General features: G+C 37.9%; 20 protein-coding genes. 9 read left to right on the top strand and 11 right to left on the bottom strand.

Annotation, left to right across the window (positions count from 1 at the left end):
* The first annotated feature begins 17 nt into the window (after positions 1-17).
* Genes P20429_RS18960 through P20429_RS18970 form a run of 3 tightly spaced genes read left to right on the top strand, consistent with a single transcriptional unit; the run spans position 18 to position 5,262 of the window.
* Positions 18-2,738 (top strand): ATP-binding protein, encoded by a 2,721-nt coding sequence (locus P20429_RS18960; protein WP_033026164.1) that lies wholly within the window; start codon positions 18-20, stop codon positions 2,736-2,738.
* Positions 2,728-4,116: a carboxylesterase gene (locus tag P20429_RS18965; protein ID WP_033026161.1), complete on the top strand. Its 1,389-nt coding sequence runs from the start codon at positions 2,728-2,730 to the stop codon at positions 4,114-4,116. Before P20429_RS18960 ends, P20429_RS18965 begins: the two co-directional genes overlap by 11 nt.
* A 6-nt stretch (positions 4,117-4,122) precedes the next feature.
* A complete protein-coding gene (locus P20429_RS18970) occupies positions 4,123-5,262 on the top strand; it encodes a GNAT family N-acetyltransferase (RefSeq protein ID WP_007579782.1) in 1,140 nt (379 codons plus the stop codon).
* Here the strand turns inward: P20429_RS18970 and P20429_RS18975 are convergent.
* The gene (locus P20429_RS18975; RefSeq protein ID WP_007579781.1) at positions 5,239-5,829 is read right to left on the bottom strand and encodes a DUF938 domain-containing protein; all 591 of its coding nucleotides are present in this window, start codon (positions 5,827-5,829) and stop codon (positions 5,239-5,241) included. The two genes, P20429_RS18970 and P20429_RS18975, sit on opposite strands and share 24 nt — an antisense overlap.
* A 200-nt stretch (positions 5,830-6,029) precedes the next feature.
* On the opposite strand from P20429_RS18975, the gene P20429_RS18980 reads away from it, so the two are divergent.
* The 5 genes from P20429_RS18980 to P20429_RS19000 all read left to right on the top strand — a co-directional run bounded on the left by P20429_RS18980 (position 6,030) and on the right by P20429_RS19000 (position 9,129).
* Entirely contained in the window at positions 6,030-6,215 is a 186-nt protein-coding gene (locus P20429_RS18980) for a hypothetical protein (protein ID WP_007579779.1), read from the top strand.
* Between the two features lie 101 nt (positions 6,216-6,316).
* Positions 6,317-6,682 carry a hypothetical protein gene (locus P20429_RS18985; protein ID WP_231609258.1) on the top strand — a complete coding sequence of 122 codons (366 nt, stop codon included), beginning with the start codon at positions 6,317-6,319 and terminating at the stop codon, positions 6,680-6,682.
* Between the two features lie 11 nt (positions 6,683-6,693).
* Positions 6,694-8,070 (top strand): lyase family protein, encoded by a 1,377-nt coding sequence (locus tag P20429_RS18990; RefSeq protein ID WP_007579776.1) that lies wholly within the window; start codon positions 6,694-6,696, stop codon positions 8,068-8,070.
* 110 nt (positions 8,071-8,180) lie between these two features.
* Entirely contained in the window at positions 8,181-8,714 is a 534-nt protein-coding gene (locus P20429_RS18995; protein WP_007579774.1) for a hypothetical protein, read from the top strand.
* A 10-nt stretch (positions 8,715-8,724) separates the two neighbouring features.
* The gene (locus P20429_RS19000) at positions 8,725-9,129 is read left to right on the top strand and encodes a hypothetical protein (protein WP_007579772.1); all 405 of its coding nucleotides are present in this window, start codon (positions 8,725-8,727) and stop codon (positions 9,127-9,129) included.
* Between the two features lie 19 nt (positions 9,130-9,148).
* Here P20429_RS19000 and P20429_RS19005 read toward each other — a convergent pair whose 3' ends face one another.
* From P20429_RS19005 to P20429_RS19040, 8 genes are all read right to left on the bottom strand, one after another.
* A complete protein-coding gene (locus tag P20429_RS19005; RefSeq protein ID WP_007579770.1) occupies positions 9,149-9,334 on the bottom strand; it encodes a hypothetical protein in 186 nt (61 codons plus the stop codon).
* A gap of 15 nt (positions 9,335-9,349) precedes the next feature.
* Complete coding sequence (locus tag P20429_RS19010) at positions 9,350-9,676, bottom strand: hypothetical protein (protein WP_007579767.1); 327 nt, start codon at positions 9,674-9,676, stop codon at positions 9,350-9,352.
* Positions 9,673-10,311 (bottom strand): hypothetical protein, encoded by a 639-nt coding sequence (locus P20429_RS19015; protein ID WP_007579766.1) that lies wholly within the window; start codon positions 10,309-10,311, stop codon positions 9,673-9,675. Before P20429_RS19015 ends, P20429_RS19010 begins: the two co-directional genes overlap by 4 nt.
* Positions 10,312-10,385: 74 nt before the next feature.
* Positions 10,386-11,078: a PspA/IM30 family protein gene (locus P20429_RS19020; protein ID WP_004335088.1), complete on the bottom strand. Its 693-nt coding sequence runs from the start codon at positions 11,076-11,078 to the stop codon at positions 10,386-10,388.
* 24 nt (positions 11,079-11,102) lie between these two features.
* Positions 11,103-11,516, bottom strand: coding sequence for a YjfI family protein (locus P20429_RS19025; protein ID WP_004335098.1), 414 nt, complete (start codon positions 11,514-11,516; stop codon positions 11,103-11,105).
* Between the two features lie 79 nt (positions 11,517-11,595).
* The gene (locus tag P20429_RS19030; protein WP_007579763.1) at positions 11,596-13,317 is read right to left on the bottom strand and encodes a polyamine aminopropyltransferase; all 1,722 of its coding nucleotides are present in this window, start codon (positions 13,315-13,317) and stop codon (positions 11,596-11,598) included.
* A 3-nt stretch (positions 13,318-13,320) separates the two neighbouring features.
* Positions 13,321-14,220, bottom strand: a complete 900-nt coding sequence (locus P20429_RS19035; RefSeq protein ID WP_024609365.1) for a DUF350 domain-containing protein — start codon at positions 14,218-14,220, stop codon at positions 13,321-13,323.
* A 26-nt stretch (positions 14,221-14,246) separates the two neighbouring features.
* The gene (locus tag P20429_RS19040) at positions 14,247-15,179 is read right to left on the bottom strand and encodes a hypothetical protein (RefSeq protein ID WP_007579759.1); all 933 of its coding nucleotides are present in this window, start codon (positions 15,177-15,179) and stop codon (positions 14,247-14,249) included.
* Between the two features lie 362 nt (positions 15,180-15,541).
* Here P20429_RS19040 and P20429_RS19045 point away from each other — a divergent pair, with 362 nt between their 5' ends.
* Positions 15,542-17,533 (top strand): bifunctional diguanylate cyclase/phosphodiesterase, encoded by a 1,992-nt coding sequence (locus P20429_RS19045; protein WP_007579757.1) that lies wholly within the window; start codon positions 15,542-15,544, stop codon positions 17,531-17,533.
* A gap of 41 nt (positions 17,534-17,574) precedes the next feature.
* Here P20429_RS19045 and P20429_RS19050 read toward each other — a convergent pair whose 3' ends face one another.
* Positions 17,575-18,036 (bottom strand): hypothetical protein, encoded by a 462-nt coding sequence (locus P20429_RS19050; RefSeq protein WP_007579756.1) that lies wholly within the window; start codon positions 18,034-18,036, stop codon positions 17,575-17,577.
* A complete protein-coding gene (locus P20429_RS19055; RefSeq protein ID WP_007579754.1) occupies positions 18,036-19,229 on the bottom strand; it encodes a porin in 1,194 nt (397 codons plus the stop codon). Before P20429_RS19055 ends, P20429_RS19050 begins: the two co-directional genes overlap by 1 nt.
* Between the last annotated feature and the right edge of the window lie 658 nt (positions 19,230-19,887).

The following is a 19,887-nucleotide window of genomic DNA, read 5'->3' as shown; positions in this document are numbered from 1 at the left end:
AATTGCTTGGACCTTATGTGAAAAATTTTAACTCTAAAAATCATTCCATTATTTTTTACATCATGTTTGCTTTAGCATATTTTTTAGTCGGCATAGCACTCACTAAACTTGCTTTTAACTCGCAAATAATTCCAATTTGGTTACCTGCCGGTATAGCTCTAGTCGGTTGTTATATTTGGTGGTGGCGCTTTATCCCGCCTTTATTCGTAGCTGCAATTGCGTTTAACCTAAATATTTTTGATAGTTCAGCTCATGAGCTAGTCCTGGTCGGCAACTCATTCAACGAGGCTATGTATATCGCCTTTGGTGTTGTTATACAGGCAATGGTCGGCGCAGCTTTTTTAAAGTATTGGCTTGGTCACCCGCTGCGTTTTAAAAAGCGCAAGAATATAATTTACTTTATTTTAGTCATAGCCATATTGGTCAGCTTAATTTCAGCTAACTTTGGCGTATTCGCACTGAGTCAATTTAACTCGATTTACAGTATTGATAATCATTGGAATAATGTTATTTACTGGTGGCTTGGCGATACATTAGGGGTGTTAATTGCAACTCCATTTTTACTTTCTTTATTACCACAAAAGTCTAATCAACATACTATATCGGCATTTCCGACAATTGCAGTATGCTCAGTTTTATTTTTATCCGTCGCGGTAACAACACAATTATACGATCAGGAAAATCGTATAAGCACTATTAAAATTGCCGAACGTGAAGTCCACGTTATAGAAAACAGCCTTTATAGATATACAAATCGTAGTATTATTGCAGTGCAGAGCTTAGCAAGTCAGGTCCAATCATCCCCCATGCTGAGCCAGCAAGATTTTTATTCTTATGCTAGTCAGTTACTAACTCAATACGAGTTTATTAACGCTTTATCGTGGAATGCAAAAATACCTCAAGATCAACGCGAAGTCTTTGCTCAAGAAATATCAAACATTTACCATTTAGATATTGATATAGTTGGCGAACCTCTTGAAATTAACGATCCCCTTGTTATAGTAAAATACATAGCTCCTTTTAATGGTAATCAAAAAGCGATTGGCTTTAATGTATTTTCAAACCCTGATCGAAAAAACTCTCTGCTTAACCCCGCTATAAAGTACATGCCAGTCGGAACTAAAATAATTCAGTTGGTGCAAACCAAACAACCTAAACCAGCCTATTTATTATTTGCCCCTGTGTACTCCCAATATAACGATGAAAAAACAATTAAAGGCTATGCCACTGGTATATTTTTAGTGCGTAGTATTATTGAGCAGGCCATTTCTAAAGAACAGTCTGATATGTTTTCGATTGGTATATACGAAGATACAAACACACCGCCGTTTTATAGTAATTACTCTCAAGATGTTCAGCAAGCCAAAGGCAGCCGTTTAATGTCGTTTGACGTGGACTTTGCAGGGCAAAAATGGATTGTAAAACTAGCCCTTAAAGAAAGCTTTTTAACACAACATAATAGTCAACTAACTCTATTATTGCTCATACTTCAAGTTGCCGTATGTTCTTTAATTTTAATGGTTTTACTGCTGTTTAATCAGCAACAGATTGCACTTACACGTCAAGTTGCAGAGCGTACACACTCACTCGCACAAGCAAAGCAGCAGTCTGATTTAGCTAATCAGGCTAAAAGCCAATTTTTAGCGAATATGAGCCACGAAATACGTACACCATTAAACGCCGTTATTGGTTTTTCTTCACTTGCTCGAGAAACAGACAGTGCAAGTACACTCATTGGCTATTTAGATAAAATAAACTCATCATCTAAAAGTTTATTAAACTTAATTAATGACATTCTTGATATATCAAAAATAGAATCCCAAAAGTTAGTTATTGAATCTATTGCATTCGACCTAGGTGCCTTAATAACACGCATAGACAATATGTTTGAACAAAGCGCAGTTAACAAAGGTATTAACTGGCAAGTTAACTCAAAGCTACCTTTAAATACCTGGTTTATTGGTGATCCTATGCGAATTGAGCAGGTATTACTTAATTTATGTAGTAACGCGATTAAATTTACAAGCCAAGGCAGCGTTGCTTTAAACATAGAAACAGAGTTTACTGCCGCCAATAAAGTACAGCTTGTTATAAACGTTAGTGATACCGGAATAGGTATAAAACCAAGCCAGCATAAAAAATTATTTAACGCATTTACCCAAGCTGATAGTTCTACCTCAAGGCAGTTTGGCGGTACAGGACTTGGCTTAACCATAGCTAAAGAGCTAAGCCAGCTAATGGGGGGAGAAATAACACTTAAAAGTGAAATAGATAAAGGCTCTACTTTTACATTTTCCATGCGATTAGAAACAACAGAGCCTAAAAAAGAACATGTTATTACATTTGATAATACTAATATTACTTCGCTAGACATTTTGGTCGCAGAGGATAACCCAGTAAATCAAATGGTTATTAAAGCGATGCTTGGCTCGTTAGGGATTGTGCCGTATATAGTAGAAAACGGTGAGTTGGCGGTCGATATAGTGAAAAAACAACATTTTGATTTAGTCCTTATGGATTGCCAAATGCCTATAATGGATGGCTATAGAGCAACGGCCCTGATCCGCCAGTTTAAAACCGAACAAGAACTCCCGATTATTGCTTTAACTGCCGACGTAATGCCAGAGGATAAAGCACATGCACAAGCAGTTGGATTTAATCAACATCTTGCAAAACCGCTTGAACTCATTAAGCTAACCGAGTGTCTTGTCCAATATGCAGAAGTTAATGAACAATAGTGGTTTAATTTTAAGAATAGTTTTAAGAGTATTTTTGGGTTTTGTTTTAAGTGTTTTTTCTCATACAGCTGTCGCTCAAAACTGTATATCGCAGGCGAGCGACTTTAAATTTATAACAAAAAGTAAGCAACAAGGCTTATTACGCTTTGAAAATGAGCACAACCACCAGCGCTTTAATTACCACGCCCTTTTGCCATTTAACGATTACTTAGATTTTGCATATAAACATATAAATAAAGCCAATCCACGTGCAAATATGCCATGCCCTGTTATTACACAAACGTATCAGCAATTAGTAACACAAGGTACGCGAAAACCTGACCCTACTATTGCAGATATTATTGCCCCTTTTGAGCTCACGCATTCAAACAGTAATAAAGTTGCACTACTAATCCACGGGCTAACTGATTCACCCTTTACGTATCACGATTTAGCACAAGTGTATTATCAGCAAGGCTATACTGTGCGTACTATTTTATTACCAGGACATGGAAGCGCCGCAAGTGCCTTACTCAATGTAGACGTTACCCAATGGCAACAAGCAATAAAATACGGTATTGAACGCTCCGTACAAGACTTTGATGAGGTGATACTCGCAGGTTACTCTACCGGTGCAGCGTTACTTATTGATTACGCAACCAAACACACTGTATCCCCTAAAATTAAAGCGCTTATGCTTTATTCGCCAGGCTCCGAGCCACATAATAAGTACGGCTGGATAGCAAAGTGGATTGATGCCATACCCTTTGTTAATTGGATTGATAAAGACGCCGATGTAGACTTTGCTAAGTATGAGTCATTTCCTTTAAATGCAGCTGCCGCTTCGTACGATGCAATGTCACTTGCAAGCGTAAGTAGCTTAAACAAACGCCCTGCACTTAAATTACCTATTTTTAGTGTACTTAGCGATATTGATACCACGATAGATACGCGTGCCACGCTAAAATTATTAAGTGCATTACACCAAGGTAATTCAATCAAATATAAGCCATTCGATACTTTAGTACTTTATGGAAGTACTGATATTTTACCGCCAGACTTTGCTAGTGACTACACAGTAAATAATCCGCAATGCACAACACCTCAATGTAAAAAGGTTCATGGTATATCGCATATTGCTGTTGTTAACTCACCGCAAAATCCACATTATGGAATTAACGCCACTTATCGCAATTGTGGCAGCTTTATTAACGACGAGCCCCTATATAAAACATGTAAAACAACTAAAAACCCACAACTAGGAGAGCGTACAAGCGCCAACTTAAAACACTATCCGGCTTTACAGCGCTTAACTTATAATCCTCATTTTACCGAGCTTAAAATGCAAATTAGTACGTTTATTAAAAACGTAGAACAGCTTAGAACAACTACAAGGTAAGTAGTCATGGGAACGTTTTCGCACCAATGGTTTAGCAGTATTAATAAGATTGATCAGGCGCAGTGGCAACGTTTATTTGGTGATGAACCATTTACTCAACATGCTTTTTTATATGCCCTTGAACAAAGCCAATGCGTAACACAAAAAAGTGGTTGGCAGCCCCATCACCTCGCTATTTTTGAAGATGATACGCTCGTTGCACTTGCACCTGGGTATTTAAAAAGTCATTCATACGGCGAGTATGTATTTGACTGGGCATGGGCTGAGGCATACGAAAAACACGGTTTAGAATATTATCCCAAGTGGCTATCTGGCATTCCTTTTAGCCCTATTGAAGGCAAGCGCATTACTATCGAGCACGCTAATCCAAATGCGGTATATCAATACATTACAGAGCAACTTAGCTTACACAGTGCTCAGCAAGGATGGTCGGGATGGCATGTTAACTTTTGCGATCAAGCTCAAGCAACATCATTAACTGAGCAACACGCCATGTTAAGAGTGGGTGTGCAATTTCAGTGGTTTAATAAAGGTTATGAATCCTTTGACGACTTTTTGCAGATGCTTAGCTCACGAAAACGTAAGTCACTTAAAAAAGAGCGAGCTAAAATAGCGCAACAGAACATTGATATTGAATGGCTGCAAGGAACGCAAATTACGCCCGAGATAATGCAATTGTTTTGTGAGTTTTATCAGCGTACCTACTTAAAGCGCTCTGGTCATTTGGGCTATTTAAATATGGAGTTTTTTACGCTTTTACATGCCTTAATGGCTAACAGTCTCGTTATTATGCTGGCCAAAAAAGACGATAACGTGATTGCTGCAACACTTAGTTTAGTAGGTAAAAATACGCTTTATGGGCGCTATTGGGGAGCAAGTGAAGAAGTAGATTCGCTGCACTTTGAATTGTGTTATTACCAAGGTATTGAGTTTGCAATAAAGCATAAACTCAACTGTTTTCATTCGGGTGCACAAGGTGAGCACAAAATAGCACGCGGATTTGAACCCGTGCTTACCTACTCTGCTCACCATATTGTTGATGGCGACTTCAGTAATGCAATAAGCGACTACTTAAAGCGTGAACGCGGCCATATTGATATATATAAAGAGCAATGTAGCTCATTACTGCCGTTTAAAAACGAGTAACTGATTATTTGCAGGCATGGCTGTATCGCTAATAAGCGTAAGCCCTGCTTGCTTAGCTAGTTGTTCAACTGCTTCAAAATCTCTTATTCCACTTAACGGATCGCGCTCTGTTAAAAAGGCACTAAAGTCATCATTACTTGGGCTGGTAAATTCACCTTGGTATTTGAATGGCCCATAAATACACAACATACCGTCGCTATTTAAGTGGCGTTTAACACCGTCAAAAAAACGCTCAACTAATTGCCAACTTACAATATGAAATGTGTTTGCAGTATAAATGGCGTCAGCTTTATCTATTGGCCACTCATTATTTAAATCAAGCTCAAGTGGTGCATGTAAATTAGTTGAATTAGCTTCGCGGTGCCATAAATTAATCCCTTCGTGGTTTATAGCACGATCACTTGTATGCCATTGTAAATGTGGTAATTGCTCTGCAAAAAAAACACTATGCTGGCCGGTTCCTGAGCCAACTTCGAGTACTGTTTTAGTATTTTTTAATACGTCCTTTAATTGCTCTAAAATAGGGGTTTTATTGTTTTCACAGGCTTGTGAAAATGGCTTTGTCATTACTGTGCACCAAAATTGTAGATTAATGCACAACAGTAAAGCAAATTTAGCTTATTTTGTCGTGATGAAAAAAAGATAATTTTTAAACACTATAACTATCATATAGTTGAGTTAATTTATTATGATTGGTACGTAATATGCTTTTATATAACTAACCCACTAAAGGGTTTAACTTATATTAAATTTCAAAGGATAAAATTATGCATATACCCCCTTATACCGCTGTAGACGCAGCTATTGCTATAACCGAAAAAACCACCGACGATCATAGTTACGCCGTTGATATGAGAGCTACAGTAATCGATTTACTTTCGCACCCTAAACATAATCAACAGGCGATGAACAAACATGAAACAGATCAGATATTTATTCTTGGCTACAATTAAAACTCAAATTAGTATCGCAAATAATTTTTATAATAACTGTTTACACTGAAACCGATTAAATGTAATGATAACTATTATCGTTAACTTAAGTCGGTTTTTTTATGTCTTCAAATTATGCCCAGCATCGTTACCATCAAGAACTCTCTTGCCATTGCTTAAGACCTGGCCTGCATGCACCCATGCTCGTTGCCGATTACATAGAAACCGCCCTTAACGTCGCCAAAAAATTTGAGCAACAACGTAATCCCTTGCTTCAAGAGTTTTATCTTAGACGCACACACCATGAAATTATGAACAAAATGTGCGACCCTCTTATACATAATGCTATTCGTAAACAATGTTTAGAGCAGTTATACAAACCTTTATTAGCACTAAAACGGTTTTATAAAGTGCATAACAATACTGCACAATTTTTAATACTTGAGCGTGAAGCTCGTATTCTTAGTCACGAATTCAACCCTTTTTAAGGAGCACACTTATGAGCAACTTTAGAACAGAATCAGACAGCATGGGCGAGCTACAAGTACCTATTGATGCGCTCTATCAGGCGCAAACACAGCGAGCGGTTAATAATTTTGCCATTAGTGGCTTACCTATGCCAAAGCAATTTATAACTGCACTGGCTTATATAAAACAAGCCGCTGCACAAAGTAACTGTGAGCTAGGCCATTTAAGCAAAGCTAAAGCCGATGCAATTGAGCAAGCTTGCCAAAGTATTATTGATGGTGAACATGTTGAGCATTTTCCCGTTGATATTTTTCAAACAGGTTCTGGCACAAGCTCAAATATGAATGCCAATGAAGTTATTGCAACGCTTGCTAGCCGGATAGGCAATGAAAGCATTCACCCTAATGATGATGTAAACATGGGGCAAAGCTCTAACGATGTAGTCCCTACTGCTATCGCACTCAGTAGCGCAATAAATGTAGTGTACGAATTACTTCCTTCGCTTGAAAATTTATCGCAAAGCCTGGAAAAGAAAAAAGCTGAAGTAGGCCATATAGTTAAAACGGGCCGTACGCATTTAATGGATGCAATGCCTGTAACGTTTGATCAAACACTCAGTGCATGGCAGTCACAAGTTAATCATGCCGCAGCAGGAATTAGACATAGCTTAGAGCGTGTATGCGAACTTGCACAAGGCGGTACAGCTGTTGGAACAGGAATAAATGCCGACCCTAAGTTTGCAGCCAAATTTGCAGAAAATCTGAGTGCCAATGTAGGCATTAGATTTACGCCCAGTAGTAACTTTTTTTATAATATAGGTTCACAAGACGCCATCGTCGCACTTTCTGGGCAATTAAAAGTACTCGCTGTCGCACAAATGAAAATAGCCAACGACCTACGCTGGATGAACTCAGGACCACTTGCAGGTTTAGGTGAAATAGAGCTTGAAGCGCTTCAACCAGGCTCATCTATTATGCCAGGTAAGGTAAACCCAGTAATACCAGAAGCCGCAGCCATGGTAAGCGCACAAGTTATTGGCAACGACGCCACGATTACCGTAGCAGGGCAAGCGGGTAATTTTGAGCTAAACGTTATGCTGCCAGTCATTGCGTATAATATTTTACAAAGCATAGAATTACTTGCCAATAGCGCGCAGGCATTGGGCGATAAAGCCATTGCCAGCTTTAAGGTAAATCAGCCTAATATAGATAAAGCGCTCGCTAAAAATCCAATTTTAGTGACGGCACTTAATCCGGTGATCGGTTATGAAAAAGCAGCAAAAATAGCAAAGCAGGCTTATAAAGAAGCTCGCCCAATTATTGATGTAGCTGAGCAGGAAACTGATTTACCGCGCGAAGAACTTGAAAAATTACTCAATCCAACCAAGCTAACGCAGGGCGGACTTTAGTAGAACAATATTTTTCACGTCTTTAATTACTTGATAATATAGTTTTTATTGCCGTAAAAAATGCACCGTGTATGATAGTGATGAATATTTCATCACTATCAAGGTTTTTTATGCGTACCCCATTATTAGCCATACTTTTACCACTGTGTTTAACTGCATGTTTGGATAAAGAACCAGCTAAAACACAGCAAGTAACAATCGCCTCAGAGGCTGAAGCACCTAAGCAAGAGCTACAAAAGCTAAAAGAGAACACTCAATTACAAGAAAATACTAAAAAGAACGTAGTTGCTGAAAAAATACCAAAAGCTGATTTAAAAAACATTTCAATAGACGATATAAAAGTAGCCAAAACTGAATTAAATACACTAATTGCAGATAAACAGTGTGATACAAGCACCCAATGTAGAGTAAATGCTGTAGGTAGTCGCGCATGTGGCGGGCCAAGCAGCTTTGTCGTGTATTCAACAAACACTGCGTCTGAGGATCAAGTAACAGCCCTTAGCGATAAAATCACAAAGCTTGAAAGTAGCTATAATTCACAAAAAGGGATAATGAGTATTTGTCAGCATTTAACAACGCCAAGCACGCAGTGTGTTGAAAATAAATGTGTTAAACTTGAAGGCTCAGCGGTAAGTGCATTTTAAGGATAACGTTATGAGTTGTTTACCATCAACAGTTAAGCTATCAATTATAAGCATGGCTAGCAGCATTTTGTTACTAAGTGGCTGTGCTAGCATTGTAACGTCAGGTAATGAACAAAGTAAAAACTTGTCTGACTTGAACTATGATCTGAATAACATGGTGAGTAATAATAGCTGCACCGCTAGCTTTCAGTGCAAAGTCCTTGAAGTTGGCGCCCGCGCGTGCGGTGGACCGAGTAAATACGCGGTTTATTCAACGCTGAACACCTCTCAAGAAGAAGCTGAACAGCTTGCTCAACAAATAACAAAACAAGAAAACATACAAAATAAAGCACAAGGCTTAACTGATTGTTCTCCAGTACTTGAAGTGCAATCGCTGTGTATTAATCAGCAGTGCCAGTCGTTTGATATAAAATAAATCAAATTTAACCTCAGCGTTAACTTAAATACGGAATTAACGCTGAGATCACAACGACCAATACCACGCAAATACCCGCTTTTATAATGTACTTCATAGGCATTGTTTTAAGCACCCAATACGCATAAATAAAGCGTACAAAATAACTCGCCGCAGTACCAAACAACGCAAAAATAATTAAGTAAGCAATTAAAATAATATTCATAAAAATCTAATTAAATTATTTCACTTTTTTATTTTTAGTGTGCGCTATTAATAAATCAGCTACTTGCTGCTTTACGGCTCGCTTATCATCGCTTTGTACATCAAACCGATTGGCAAGTTGTGCTATTTCATCATCATTTAAATTAAACGATAAACGTTGACGCGTTTTTTTAGATTTTACGTCTAAGCCAAGTATTTTGCGGATCATGTCTGATGGAGTTAGCTCTTGATCGATCGCTTGTTTTTTTATCAGCTTTTGAACTTCGCTGCTTAGATCAAATGCCATTTGTGTGGCACGTACAGCTTGTTCCTGACGTAACCACTTGTCTTTAGCATCACTCACTTAGCATCTCCAGGAAACAAGTCTACAATGTCTGTCATTGGGCGCGTCAGTGTTAGCGATACTTCTGTTTCGCCGCCATCCCAAATTTCGATATTTAAACCAAAGCCTTCATTATCCGACGCTAAGCAAATCATTTCACATGGCTCGCCACCTTCTTGCTCATAACGAGGCAAAGCTTGGTTGCGGTAATCTTTATTATGGAAATAACACACATAAGGCGACTCGCTTTGTTGATAGCTTTTAGCTAAAAACTGCATAAAGCGCTCTGGTGTATTTTGCACTGTAATGTGGGTTAACGACTCTTCATCAAAAATACGCGCAAACTCATCAAGGCTAAAAATTTCTTCAACTTCGTTTCGTTGAATTTTAATAGAAAAGTTTGCCCACTCTTCACCGTCATCTTGCTCAATTTGTAAAAATACAACTTGGCCGCTGTTTGTCTCAAGTACAAATTCAGTATCGCTACTATGCTGATATTGGTAAGTCTGAATATCAGTAACACGTAGCGTTTCACCTTTTAACCATGCCGGATAAGCAAATGAGTCGATAACGCTAAACATGTCGCCTTTTTTAAGCTCGCTTGGATGATTAAGCTGACGCTCTGGCTCTTTTTTAGATTTGAAAAAATTAAACATAGGAAGGCTGCCTTCTAAGCAAAAAAGGTAACTGAGCAAAACTCGGTTACCTTTTTAAAGTATAAACGTAATGGTTAGCTATTTTGCTTCGCTTTGATGCGAGCTAAAATATCAGCACTTTTTGGACTTGTGTCGCCAATGCCTGCTTCAGCCATTTTTGCTTTTAAGTCATCGCCATTTACGTCTGACTCAAGTTGCTTTGCAGCACCTAGCTGGTCGCTACGATCTTGTTGACGCTGTTTAATGCGTTCAAGCGATTGACGAGCCGATGTCATAGACGAGCTGTTTGTATTAAGCGTGCTGTTAACAGCCATTGTTGCTTGCTGTACGCTTTCAGTGGTTTTAACCATTGTAAGCTGACGTTGGTTCTCTTTAATTGATTTTTCAGCATCTTTAACTTGCTGCTTAAGCGCAACAATGTGATTGCTAAAGCCAGATAATACTTGCTCGTTTTCAGCTTTTTCAGCTTCAAAGTCACCAATTTTTTCTGCAATTTCTAATGCCAGCGCCTCGTTGCCCTTTTCAAGAGCTTGGCCTGCATACGCTTCGTGTTCCGCGATTGATGCATCTACAGCGCTAATTTTACGCTTAGTTTGCATTTCTTTAGCCATTACTTCTGTAAGGCTTTTTTTAGCACGGTGAAGTGCATTTTGCGCATCTGCAATTTCTTGCTCAAAAATACGGATGCCATTTTTGTCTACAATTGCTTCGCCTGCTTCACGAGCGCCGCCACGTACGGCTGTAAATAATTTTTTTAAAATACTCATAATCTTAACTCCACTAACTAGCTATTAATCGTTTAAATACAAGGTCACGGCTTCTAGTGCATCGATAGCGTTATCGGCTAATGTCACTAGTTCGTGGGTAACGTCATCCAATGATGAATTTACCGACAGTGCACCAAAAATCGCGTATTTGTTATCGATTTTAGCAAATGCACTCAGTGGAATTGGCACGTTTAAACGTAGTAATGTTTCGTTTAACTCGTTGCGTAATTCACTCTTAACTTCATCTTCGTCAAACAAGTAGCTAATACATAACAACTGCTCTTGCGTTTGTGTAACAAAAATTGGAAGTTCATCATTTCCATCAACAATGACTTGTAAAACATCTTGCTCGCCTGGGTTGGCAATCAAGAAAGACTCAAAGTTAGCGCCTTCAGTTTCAAAAGAAGCTAATTTTATTGAAAGTTCATTTAATTCCATGTCTCTGCCTTTTGTCGTTTGACATATTATGTCTGAGTTAAGATTCTCATGGCCGACATATTATGTCAACCATGTTTTATTAGTTTTTATACAATTCGCTTTCAATTTGCCATGCAGTTCGGTAGTAATCGTACAACTGACCAGACCCTAACCTATTGACCTCAATACTTTTAACTTGTTCAAAGTAGTGGTTAGGAAATACAAAACTTGCCAATAAATATTCTTTACTAATCCATCTTGATGGCACAGGCATAGCCGTCGCATCATTAATACGGCCACTGGCCGACTGCCCCATTTTAGTCGCTATAGTCCAGCCCCACTGCCCAAAAGAAGGTATGTTTTGCTGATACTGCTCAACATAGCCAAACCCAGCAGCTTTAACTGTTTTAGCAATGCTTAAAAACGCTTTTTTAGCGTGATAAGGTGAGGTTGATTGAACCGCCATTGCGCCATCGGGTGCTAATAGCTGCCGTACATGATTATAAAAGTAGTCACTGTACATTTTATTTAGATCAGGATGATTAGGGTCAGGTAAATCAATTAAAATAGTGTCGAACTGCTTAGATTGGTCAAGTAGCTTTTCTACTTCTAAAAATGCATCACCCACAATTATGTTGGCTCGCGAATCATGCATCGATTTATTGTTTAGCTGTAGTAATAGCTTATTGATGTGCTCTGGCGGCGTAAAGTCACCGTCTTTATGACCAAATAAATTGAGTAGTTGCGCGTCTAAATCTATTAGCGTTACTTCGCTTACAGGCCATTTTAAAACATCTCTAAGTGCAAGCCCGTCACCACCACCAATTATTAATACACGGTCGTGTCTGTTAGAGGCAAGCATTGCAGGGTAAACCAGCATTGAATGATATATTTGCTCATCAATACTTGAGAACTGTAAACGCCCATTTAAATATAAATCGGTAATTGGCTGAGGTTGGTTTTTGCTTAATCTTTCGGTTAAAACTACGTGTTGGTATTTAGTTGCTTGCGAATAAATTACTTTATCTTTGTATAAAACATTACTTAGATTGTTCATCCAGCTACTGCCAAATACTAAAATAAAGCCAAATAATGCCAGTAATACTATATGGCAAACTAAAAGTGCCTTAGCAAAGCGCACATGGGTATGGTAGCGCCATAAAAACGCGAGTCCTGCGATGATATTAAATAACGCCGTCCACGCTGCAGCTTGCATTATAGGCATTGAGAGCATGATACTTACCCAAATGGCTGCACCAATACCAGCACCAATATAATCGGCACCATAAATAGTCCCTGCGTTGTTTTCTAAAAAACGGCCATAAACGTGCTGACGAATGCGCGCTATAAGCGGTATTTCCATACCAATAAATAAGCCCAGTATTAAACCAAAAACATAAGGTAGAAAACGTGACCACTCTTGTAGCTTTTGAAATACGTAACCATTAAGTACAACATCAGGGGGTAAATTAAAAATGCTCGAAAATAAATGAGGAAGAGAATAACTAACTGCTATTACACCCGCTATCGCTAAAATGCAGCCCATGCCAACCAAAGCAATAATGCTTTCTAGCCAAGCAAAAGCGGTAAATGCATCTTTGAACCAGCGCGCTAAAAAAGCGCCTAAGCCCATTGCTACAATCATAGTGCCAATCATGGCGTAAATAGCGCTCTCTACTGAGCCAAGTACACGGCCCGCATAATGAGACAGTAAGTATTCATAAATAAGGCCGCACCCAGCAAGCACGGCCATAACAGTAATAAGTAGTATATCGTGCCCAAGTAAGCGAGACTTACTTGGGGGGGTGTTGGTTGATGACACTGATTATGCGCCTAGTAATGTTGCCATAGTGATACCTACAGCAAATGATACTGCTGCAGAAATAGTAGCTACACCTACATTTTTTTGACGATTAACTTCATCGGAAATATCGCAACCAGATAAAATTATTTTAATTGTCACTAAGTGCAAAATAATAAATGCAACAAGGCTCACTACTGCGCTAATAGCCCAGTATAGTAAACTCGCATTAATATTATCAGCCGCGTAAGGTGCAACACCCGTTGCTGCTGTAATAGCTAATGCACTACCTATTAAAAATCCAGCGTAACGAATACCCACAGCTAAGTTACCATCAACAATTGCTTGTTGTAGGCAGTCGCCACTTTTGTTTGTACGCTTAAATAACTGCACTCGGTATTGGCTAACAAGTAGTAATACAACACTACCTATAATAAAGGCGGCAATTACAATTGGAAGACCATGCCAGCCGTCAGTAGCCACCCATAAAAGAGCTGAGCGAATAACGATAGCAACACTGACAACATGGCCAAAATCAATTATTGAAGCTGTAACGTTACCTTTAACGATTTCGTCGTGCAGGCTTACTTTACGAAGAGCTACTTTATCTTGAAAAAAGTGACCCAACTTAATCAGTACAATTGCTAATGCGCCATAAGCTAACATTTGCAGTGCTTCTTGTTGCAGTGTTGCAGCAAAAGCTCCGCTACTTACACCCGTTAATACAATCGCCAGTGCCACTAAGCCAGCGGCAAAGCTAATACCAAAAGCAAAGTTATCACGCTCTGTTATTTCATCATTTGCATGTAAGTTTGAAACCCAGCCTTTTATATATTTAAGGCTTACAAATAATAAAACTATAATTGCAAAATCAATCGCCAGCGCTTGCAGTGACCACATAGTTATTCCATTAAATTCATACATATTATTCTAACTCCAACTTTATTCTTTTACTTACCACGGCTCACGCCACGAGAGGTTCTGCTACCGCTATCACGCACCGATCCTGAGCTATTGCTATAACTGCTCGAACGAGAATAACTACTGCGGCTTTTTGCTGGCGTATAACTACTACGGCTTAAACCTGATGCACCTGTTTTTTTACTCGCATAAGGACTGGTAAACTGCTTACCTTGGCGTTGGTATGTTTGGCGCGTGCGTGTTTCTAAAGCGCTTTGGGTTTTAATTTGTTTAGGGCTTGAATAACGCGAACGGCCATAGTCATTGTAATAGCTATACTTTCGGCGCTTACTCCAGCTTCCGTATTCAACACGATCAAATACATCACCTAAAATACGGTACATTCCGTACCATTGCCAAAAGCTAATACCGTTACTATTTGATTGCCAGTTACCATAGTTAGGGTTACCTACCATTTGGTTACCAACACCCTCACCTTCAGCTTGCTTACTAATTGCGCCTACACGCGCTAAAGTGCCTTTGGACATATCAGCTAGCATATTAATAGGATCGGTTAACGCATCAGAAAATAGCGTAGGTTTAGATGCATCACGCAACAAATCAATGCTATGTAACGTATCTTCGTAAGGAGGAATTAAGTAAGTTCCTTTAATATCTTTAAGTCGCTGTGTTAAGCCACTATAAAGTGCGCCTTGGCGCGTTGCATCAAGGGTAATTACATCAACAACTTTTGTAAGCTCTGGTTGTTGTTTTTTAAGAAGCTCGCCATATTCTTTAAGTAACACAGCATTGCGTACACTTCCATTATCGAGTGCAGTACCAAGCTGAGACAGCTCCGTATCTACCTTTTTAATAGACTCTTGAATTGTTTGTTGCAGCTGCTCTTCTTTCGATTGACAACCCATAAGCACTGCGAACAAACAAAACAGGCTTATAAGTTTCCAAGCTTTAATATTCGACATTCATGTCACCTGATTTACTAAATTAACTCAGGTAGTTTTACACAGGTCACTTATTAAACCAAGAATGAAATTGCAACAAAGTAAGTCAGTACAAAATTAAATAAACAGCTATATTTAGTATATGAATTTAAAAGCATTCTTAATGTTAGATTTTTAGTGCTAAAAAGGGCGAAGTAAGTAACTTTTTTTGTAATTATGGATTGTCTGATTACATAATAATAACTAAAGCATAATTAAATGATGGTTAAGGGTTAAATTTGATGCTTCATAGTATTCGGTATAAATTTATTATAATAACAACGGTTTTAATTATATTTAGCGCAAATTTAGTTTTTTTCCTCGCGATTAATGAGCACGAAGATTTGTATCGTCAATCTGTTAAACAAAACTTAGATGCAATGTCTTCAAACATTTCCGATAGTTTATTACGCGTTATGTCTGAGCAAGTTGACTTGTTCTCCATAACCACCGAATTGCTCGGTTTTGATCGATACGAACATATTAAGTTTGTTAATGTATTTGATGCTGACTGGCAGTTAATTCAGTCATACGTCCACCCTAACTATCTATATCTAGAGAACTTCAAACCTGAACTCGTCAGTATTCAACCAAAAGATTTACCTTACGCGGTTACAATAACCAATGAAGGACTAGTTGCCTTAAAGGCAATTGGGGAGGAACAGTTTCCTATTGGGTATTTACTCATTGTACAAGACTTTAAAAAACCATTAGATGAAAGCAAGGTTAGCCTTTTTTACAGTGCAGCACCCTTTGTAGTTTTAATTATTGCACTCACCATTATTATTTCGTTTTGGATATATCAGCGTTTATTAAGCCCACTTTTAAAGCTCTCAGAATTCACACAGAAAGTAGAAAAATCAACAAATTATAAGCTTCAATATCAAGTAACTGGACACGATGAAGTATCTCAACTTGGTAATGACATTAATACATTACTACAAACAATTGACTCCCAAGTTCAAACTAATCATAAACACACCGCACAGCTTTTAGTACAAACACATTCAATGGAGCGCCTCGCTAACTACGATATATTAACAGGCCTACCTAACCGCATGTTTTTTATGGAGCTGCTTAAACTTGAGTTAGCAAGTAGTAAAAGTAACGACCAAGACATTGCAATTATGTTTTTTGACGTTGATAGCTTTAAAGGGGTTAACGATACACTTGGCCATGAAACCGGGGATATGCTTTTACAAGCCGTCGCAAATAAAGTGAAAAGCCATCTGCGAAGTAGCGACATAATTGCGCGATTAGGCGGCGATGAGTTTTTAATTATGCTACCTAATATCACTGAGCAGTCTATCGTTATAGATATCGCCGAAAGTATCATTGAGGGTATGAAAGAGCCATTCACTATAAACGAATGGGACGTACCAGCAGGTATTAGTATTGGTATAGCGAGTGCCAAAGAAGCTAAATTTGATATAAATACGTTCATTAGTAATGCTGATATTGCAATGTACACATCAAAAGAAAAAGGCAAAGGTGCATATACCGTTTTCCATCATAAGATGCTTGAAGATAACAAAAGAAAAGCGCAAGTCGCTAACTTAATAACTCATGCAATAACGCAAAATGAATTTGAGTTATTTTACCAGCTTAAAATGTCGAGTACAGGAGAAGCCAAAGGTTTAGAAGCCTTAATAAGATGGCAAAGTGAAAAGCTAGGCTTTGTTTCTCCTGGTGAGTTTATACCTATTGCGGAACAAGCAGGTAAAATAAAAGCGATTACTCAATGGGTTATCACACAAGTATTTAAAGATATGCAAATGCTAAAACAACTTATGGGGAACAATGTACTCGTCTCCATGAACCTTTCAAGCCATGACTTAAAGGATCATAACTTCATTCATACTGTAAAAAGTAAACTACTTGAACATAGCGTAAATATTTCAAATATTCAGTTTGAAATAACAGAATCAAGCTATTTAGAAAATTTTGAGAACGCTAATGAATTTTTTAATCAAGTTAAAGCTATGGGCGGCTCGATTGCATTAGATGATTTTGGCACTGGTTACTCTTCATTGAGTTATCTTACTAAAATTGAAATTGATACATTAAAAATAGATCGAATGTTTGTAAATCAATATGCAAGCTCAGCAAAAGACACTGCGGTATTACAAGCAATACTCGATTTAGGCCAGCGCCTTGGTTTGAAAATATGTAGCGAAGGGATTGAAACAGCCGATCAAGCTAACTACCTAGTATCACATGGTAGTGATGAAATGCAGGGCTATTATTTTGCAAAGCCAGTGTGCATTGCACAACTACCACAAGCAATTGAACGAGCAGAAACATTATTTAAAGAACTAACAATAACTACAAAATAACTCAGTGCAATTGATGCTTTTTCTAACTAAGCGGCTTACTTTTAATTTAGTGAAATTATGGTGAGCTCTTTAGGTATAGTGATCCCTGCAGGAAGGTAAGCTACTGAGTCCTCAACGGTTAGTAAGTATTCTATAACCTCTTCTGTAGACTCAAATTCAACAGGTGGTTTGCTGCGCCCAGTGAATCGCATTTGGGCCCAATATGCTTGTATTCTAGATTCAGTAAGACCTACCATCCTAGTATTAAAATTTATTCTAAGCGGATTGCCGACAAATAGGTTAACAGCTTTAAATTGTCTGCTCATAGCTCCACCCATATAAATATGGCGAATTTGTTGCTTACTAAAAGATAAGTTTTGGTCTGTGGTATTTACTACAATAATGACGTTCGAGGACTTTGTATTTTCTGCATAAACTGAAATGCTAATACCAAATAGGCTACTAGCGACTACAAAGAGCATCATTGTTTTTTTAATGTTATTAATAGGTTTAAAAAATATCATTAAAACACCCAATCCAAACCAATAAGATAAAGATTAGTTTTTTTATCAAAATCAGAGTCATCAGGAGTAACAAAAAACGAGTCTTTTACATCGTCGCCTTCTAGCGTTGAAAATTCAGCTTTTAAGGCAAGATTTGGCAACACATCCCAGCGTACACCAACTGTCCAACTCTTAATTGAATCAGGCGTAGATTCATCAAAAATACGATTGTACCCATATGCAAGTTGATCTAAGTCGCTATTAATACCTAACGGAATTTCATTCTCAGCAGAACGAGTTTCAACGTCGCTATCTGCAAATGTTAAGTGATAAGTAAAAGGGGCATAATTAACACCGGCAGTTAAATAATAGCTTTGAATTATAGGCACTATTCCTAGGTCAGTTTTTATGCGGATCCACTCACCTCTAAAAAAATAATCTAAATTATCGTAAATCACACCAAATTGGTCTGCATGTGCTCGACCTTTTGTTTTTACCGAGCTAGCGCTTTTTGTAAAGTTAAGACTATCGAGTACGTTTTCTAGCTGTCTTATCTCATCAATATCAAGCTTGATATTCCCATTATAACGAGAAACCCTAAACTCTAAGTTTTCAATATTAATCTTACCAATAAATCCTAAAAGGTTATCAACTTCAAAGCCCGTTCTTAAGGCGCCAATACCTATATCACCCGACTCTTCACCATAGTAACCTTCAAAGCTCACATCAAAATTTTCTGCACCAAATTTATAAACAGCATCTATGCCATTAAACGTTTTAAATAAATAAGTATCATAAACTTGTTGAGGTGGATTGATCCATGGGTACGCAAAACCAACATCCGAAAAGTCACTCATGGTAAAAAAAGGTGTGCGTAATTTTCCGAGTTTTATTTGAATATTATCCGTCGGTCTATATGTTAAATATAACCACTCTAACCCTGAGTTATCGGAAGCTGTTGTGTTATTGCTTCTTAACAAAACTTGAGCTGTTGCAGACCACTTATCATCAAACTGATACTCGCCTTGGAATCCAATTAAACTAGATGGAGAAAATTTAAGACTGTCTTCATATCCCTTATATTCGACATTTTTTTCGTCTAAGTAGCCACCAATAACTCGAGCATAACCAGAAAATTCAAACTCATTAGAAAAAACAGAAAAATGAGTAAGCATAGTGGTAAAAAGTAAGCACCAAGATATTTTATATCGCATCAGAGAAAATTAAATCCTTTGTTGAATTATGCAAAATACAGTGAAGATTAATTATGCTAACGATGAAATAATTCATCTGTTCGGATAATCAATTATGTAATTATTTTAAGTAGCGCATTTTACCGCTATCTAAGTTTAGTTAGCAAAGTCATAACTAGGATTAATCATTATAGTCAATGAATTACATGTTGGAACAATATATGTACTCTATAAAAACATTAAGCATCTAGGTAATACTATTTACATGGAAAAGCACCTCACCCCCCTTGAATATTACTGAGATAGAGCTTAATTATACTTATATAGATGCTTATCAACTAAGTAGGGGATCAAACTGATTCTTAATTTATGTCGTTCACTAGGATTGAGTGTTTGATAAGGCGTAACTGATTTAATTATAATCCGATATATGAAAAATCCTCCCAAACTTCACTTTTTTGCAGACGTAAAAAAGCCCGAATCGTTAAATTTGGGCTTTCTACAATGTGAAGCTTGTGTAATGTCATAGTGCCCACAGCAGTGGAGAGTCACAGTGAAAATGCTATTGTATTCGCCGACTGAGATATTAAGGGGTTTTGTTGTGATTTCAACGTCGGGAGTCGCTATGCTCGGCCGACCTACGTGCTAGGTGTTGATGTGAGTGTGTGTTAATTGTGCG

This window comes from Pseudoalteromonas sp. BSi20429 (genome assembly GCF_000238895.1).
GTDB lineage: Bacteria > Pseudomonadota > Gammaproteobacteria > Enterobacterales > Alteromonadaceae > Pseudoalteromonas > Pseudoalteromonas arctica.
This window is presented reverse-complemented; position numbering and strand designations above follow the sequence as displayed.

Bases quoted from the DNA above. Each gene is read 5' to 3' on its own strand.
- P20429_RS18965 (WP_033026161.1), top strand. From the start codon at position 2,728: ATGAACAATAGTGGTTTAATTTTAAGAATAGTTTTAAGAGTATTTTTG.
- P20429_RS18970 (WP_007579782.1), top strand. From the start codon at position 4,123: ATGGGAACGTTTTCGCACCAATGGTTTAGCAGTATTAATAAGATTGAT.
- P20429_RS18975 (WP_007579781.1), bottom strand. From the start codon at position 5,829: ATGACAAAGCCATTTTCACAAGCCTGTGAAAACAATAAAACCCCTATT.
- P20429_RS18980 (WP_007579779.1), top strand. From the start codon at position 6,030: ATGCATATACCCCCTTATACCGCTGTAGACGCAGCTATTGCTATAACC.
- P20429_RS18985 (WP_231609258.1), top strand. From the start codon at position 6,317: ATGTCTTCAAATTATGCCCAGCATCGTTACCATCAAGAACTCTCTTGC.
- P20429_RS18990 (WP_007579776.1), top strand. From the start codon at position 6,694: ATGAGCAACTTTAGAACAGAATCAGACAGCATGGGCGAGCTACAAGTA.
- P20429_RS18995 (WP_007579774.1), top strand. From the start codon at position 8,181: ATGCGTACCCCATTATTAGCCATACTTTTACCACTGTGTTTAACTGCA.
- P20429_RS19000 (WP_007579772.1), top strand. From the start codon at position 8,725: ATGAGTTGTTTACCATCAACAGTTAAGCTATCAATTATAAGCATGGCT.
- P20429_RS19005 (WP_007579770.1), bottom strand. From the start codon at position 9,334: ATGAATATTATTTTAATTGCTTACTTAATTATTTTTGCGTTGTTTGGT.
- P20429_RS19015 (WP_007579766.1), bottom strand. From the start codon at position 10,311: ATGTTTAATTTTTTCAAATCTAAAAAAGAGCCAGAGCGTCAGCTTAAT.
- P20429_RS19020 (WP_004335088.1), bottom strand. From the start codon at position 11,078: ATGAGTATTTTAAAAAAATTATTTACAGCCGTACGTGGCGGCGCTCGT.
- P20429_RS19025 (WP_004335098.1), bottom strand. From the start codon at position 11,516: ATGGAATTAAATGAACTTTCAATAAAATTAGCTTCTTTTGAAACTGAA.
- P20429_RS19035 (WP_024609365.1), bottom strand. From the start codon at position 14,220: ATGTATGAATTTAATGGAATAACTATGTGGTCACTGCAAGCGCTGGCG.
- P20429_RS19040 (WP_007579759.1), bottom strand. From the start codon at position 15,179: ATGTCGAATATTAAAGCTTGGAAACTTATAAGCCTGTTTTGTTTGTTC.
- P20429_RS19050 (WP_007579756.1), bottom strand. From the start codon at position 18,036: ATGATATTTTTTAAACCTATTAATAACATTAAAAAAACAATGATGCTC.
- P20429_RS19055 (WP_007579754.1), bottom strand. From the start codon at position 19,229: ATGCGATATAAAATATCTTGGTGCTTACTTTTTACCACTATGCTTACT.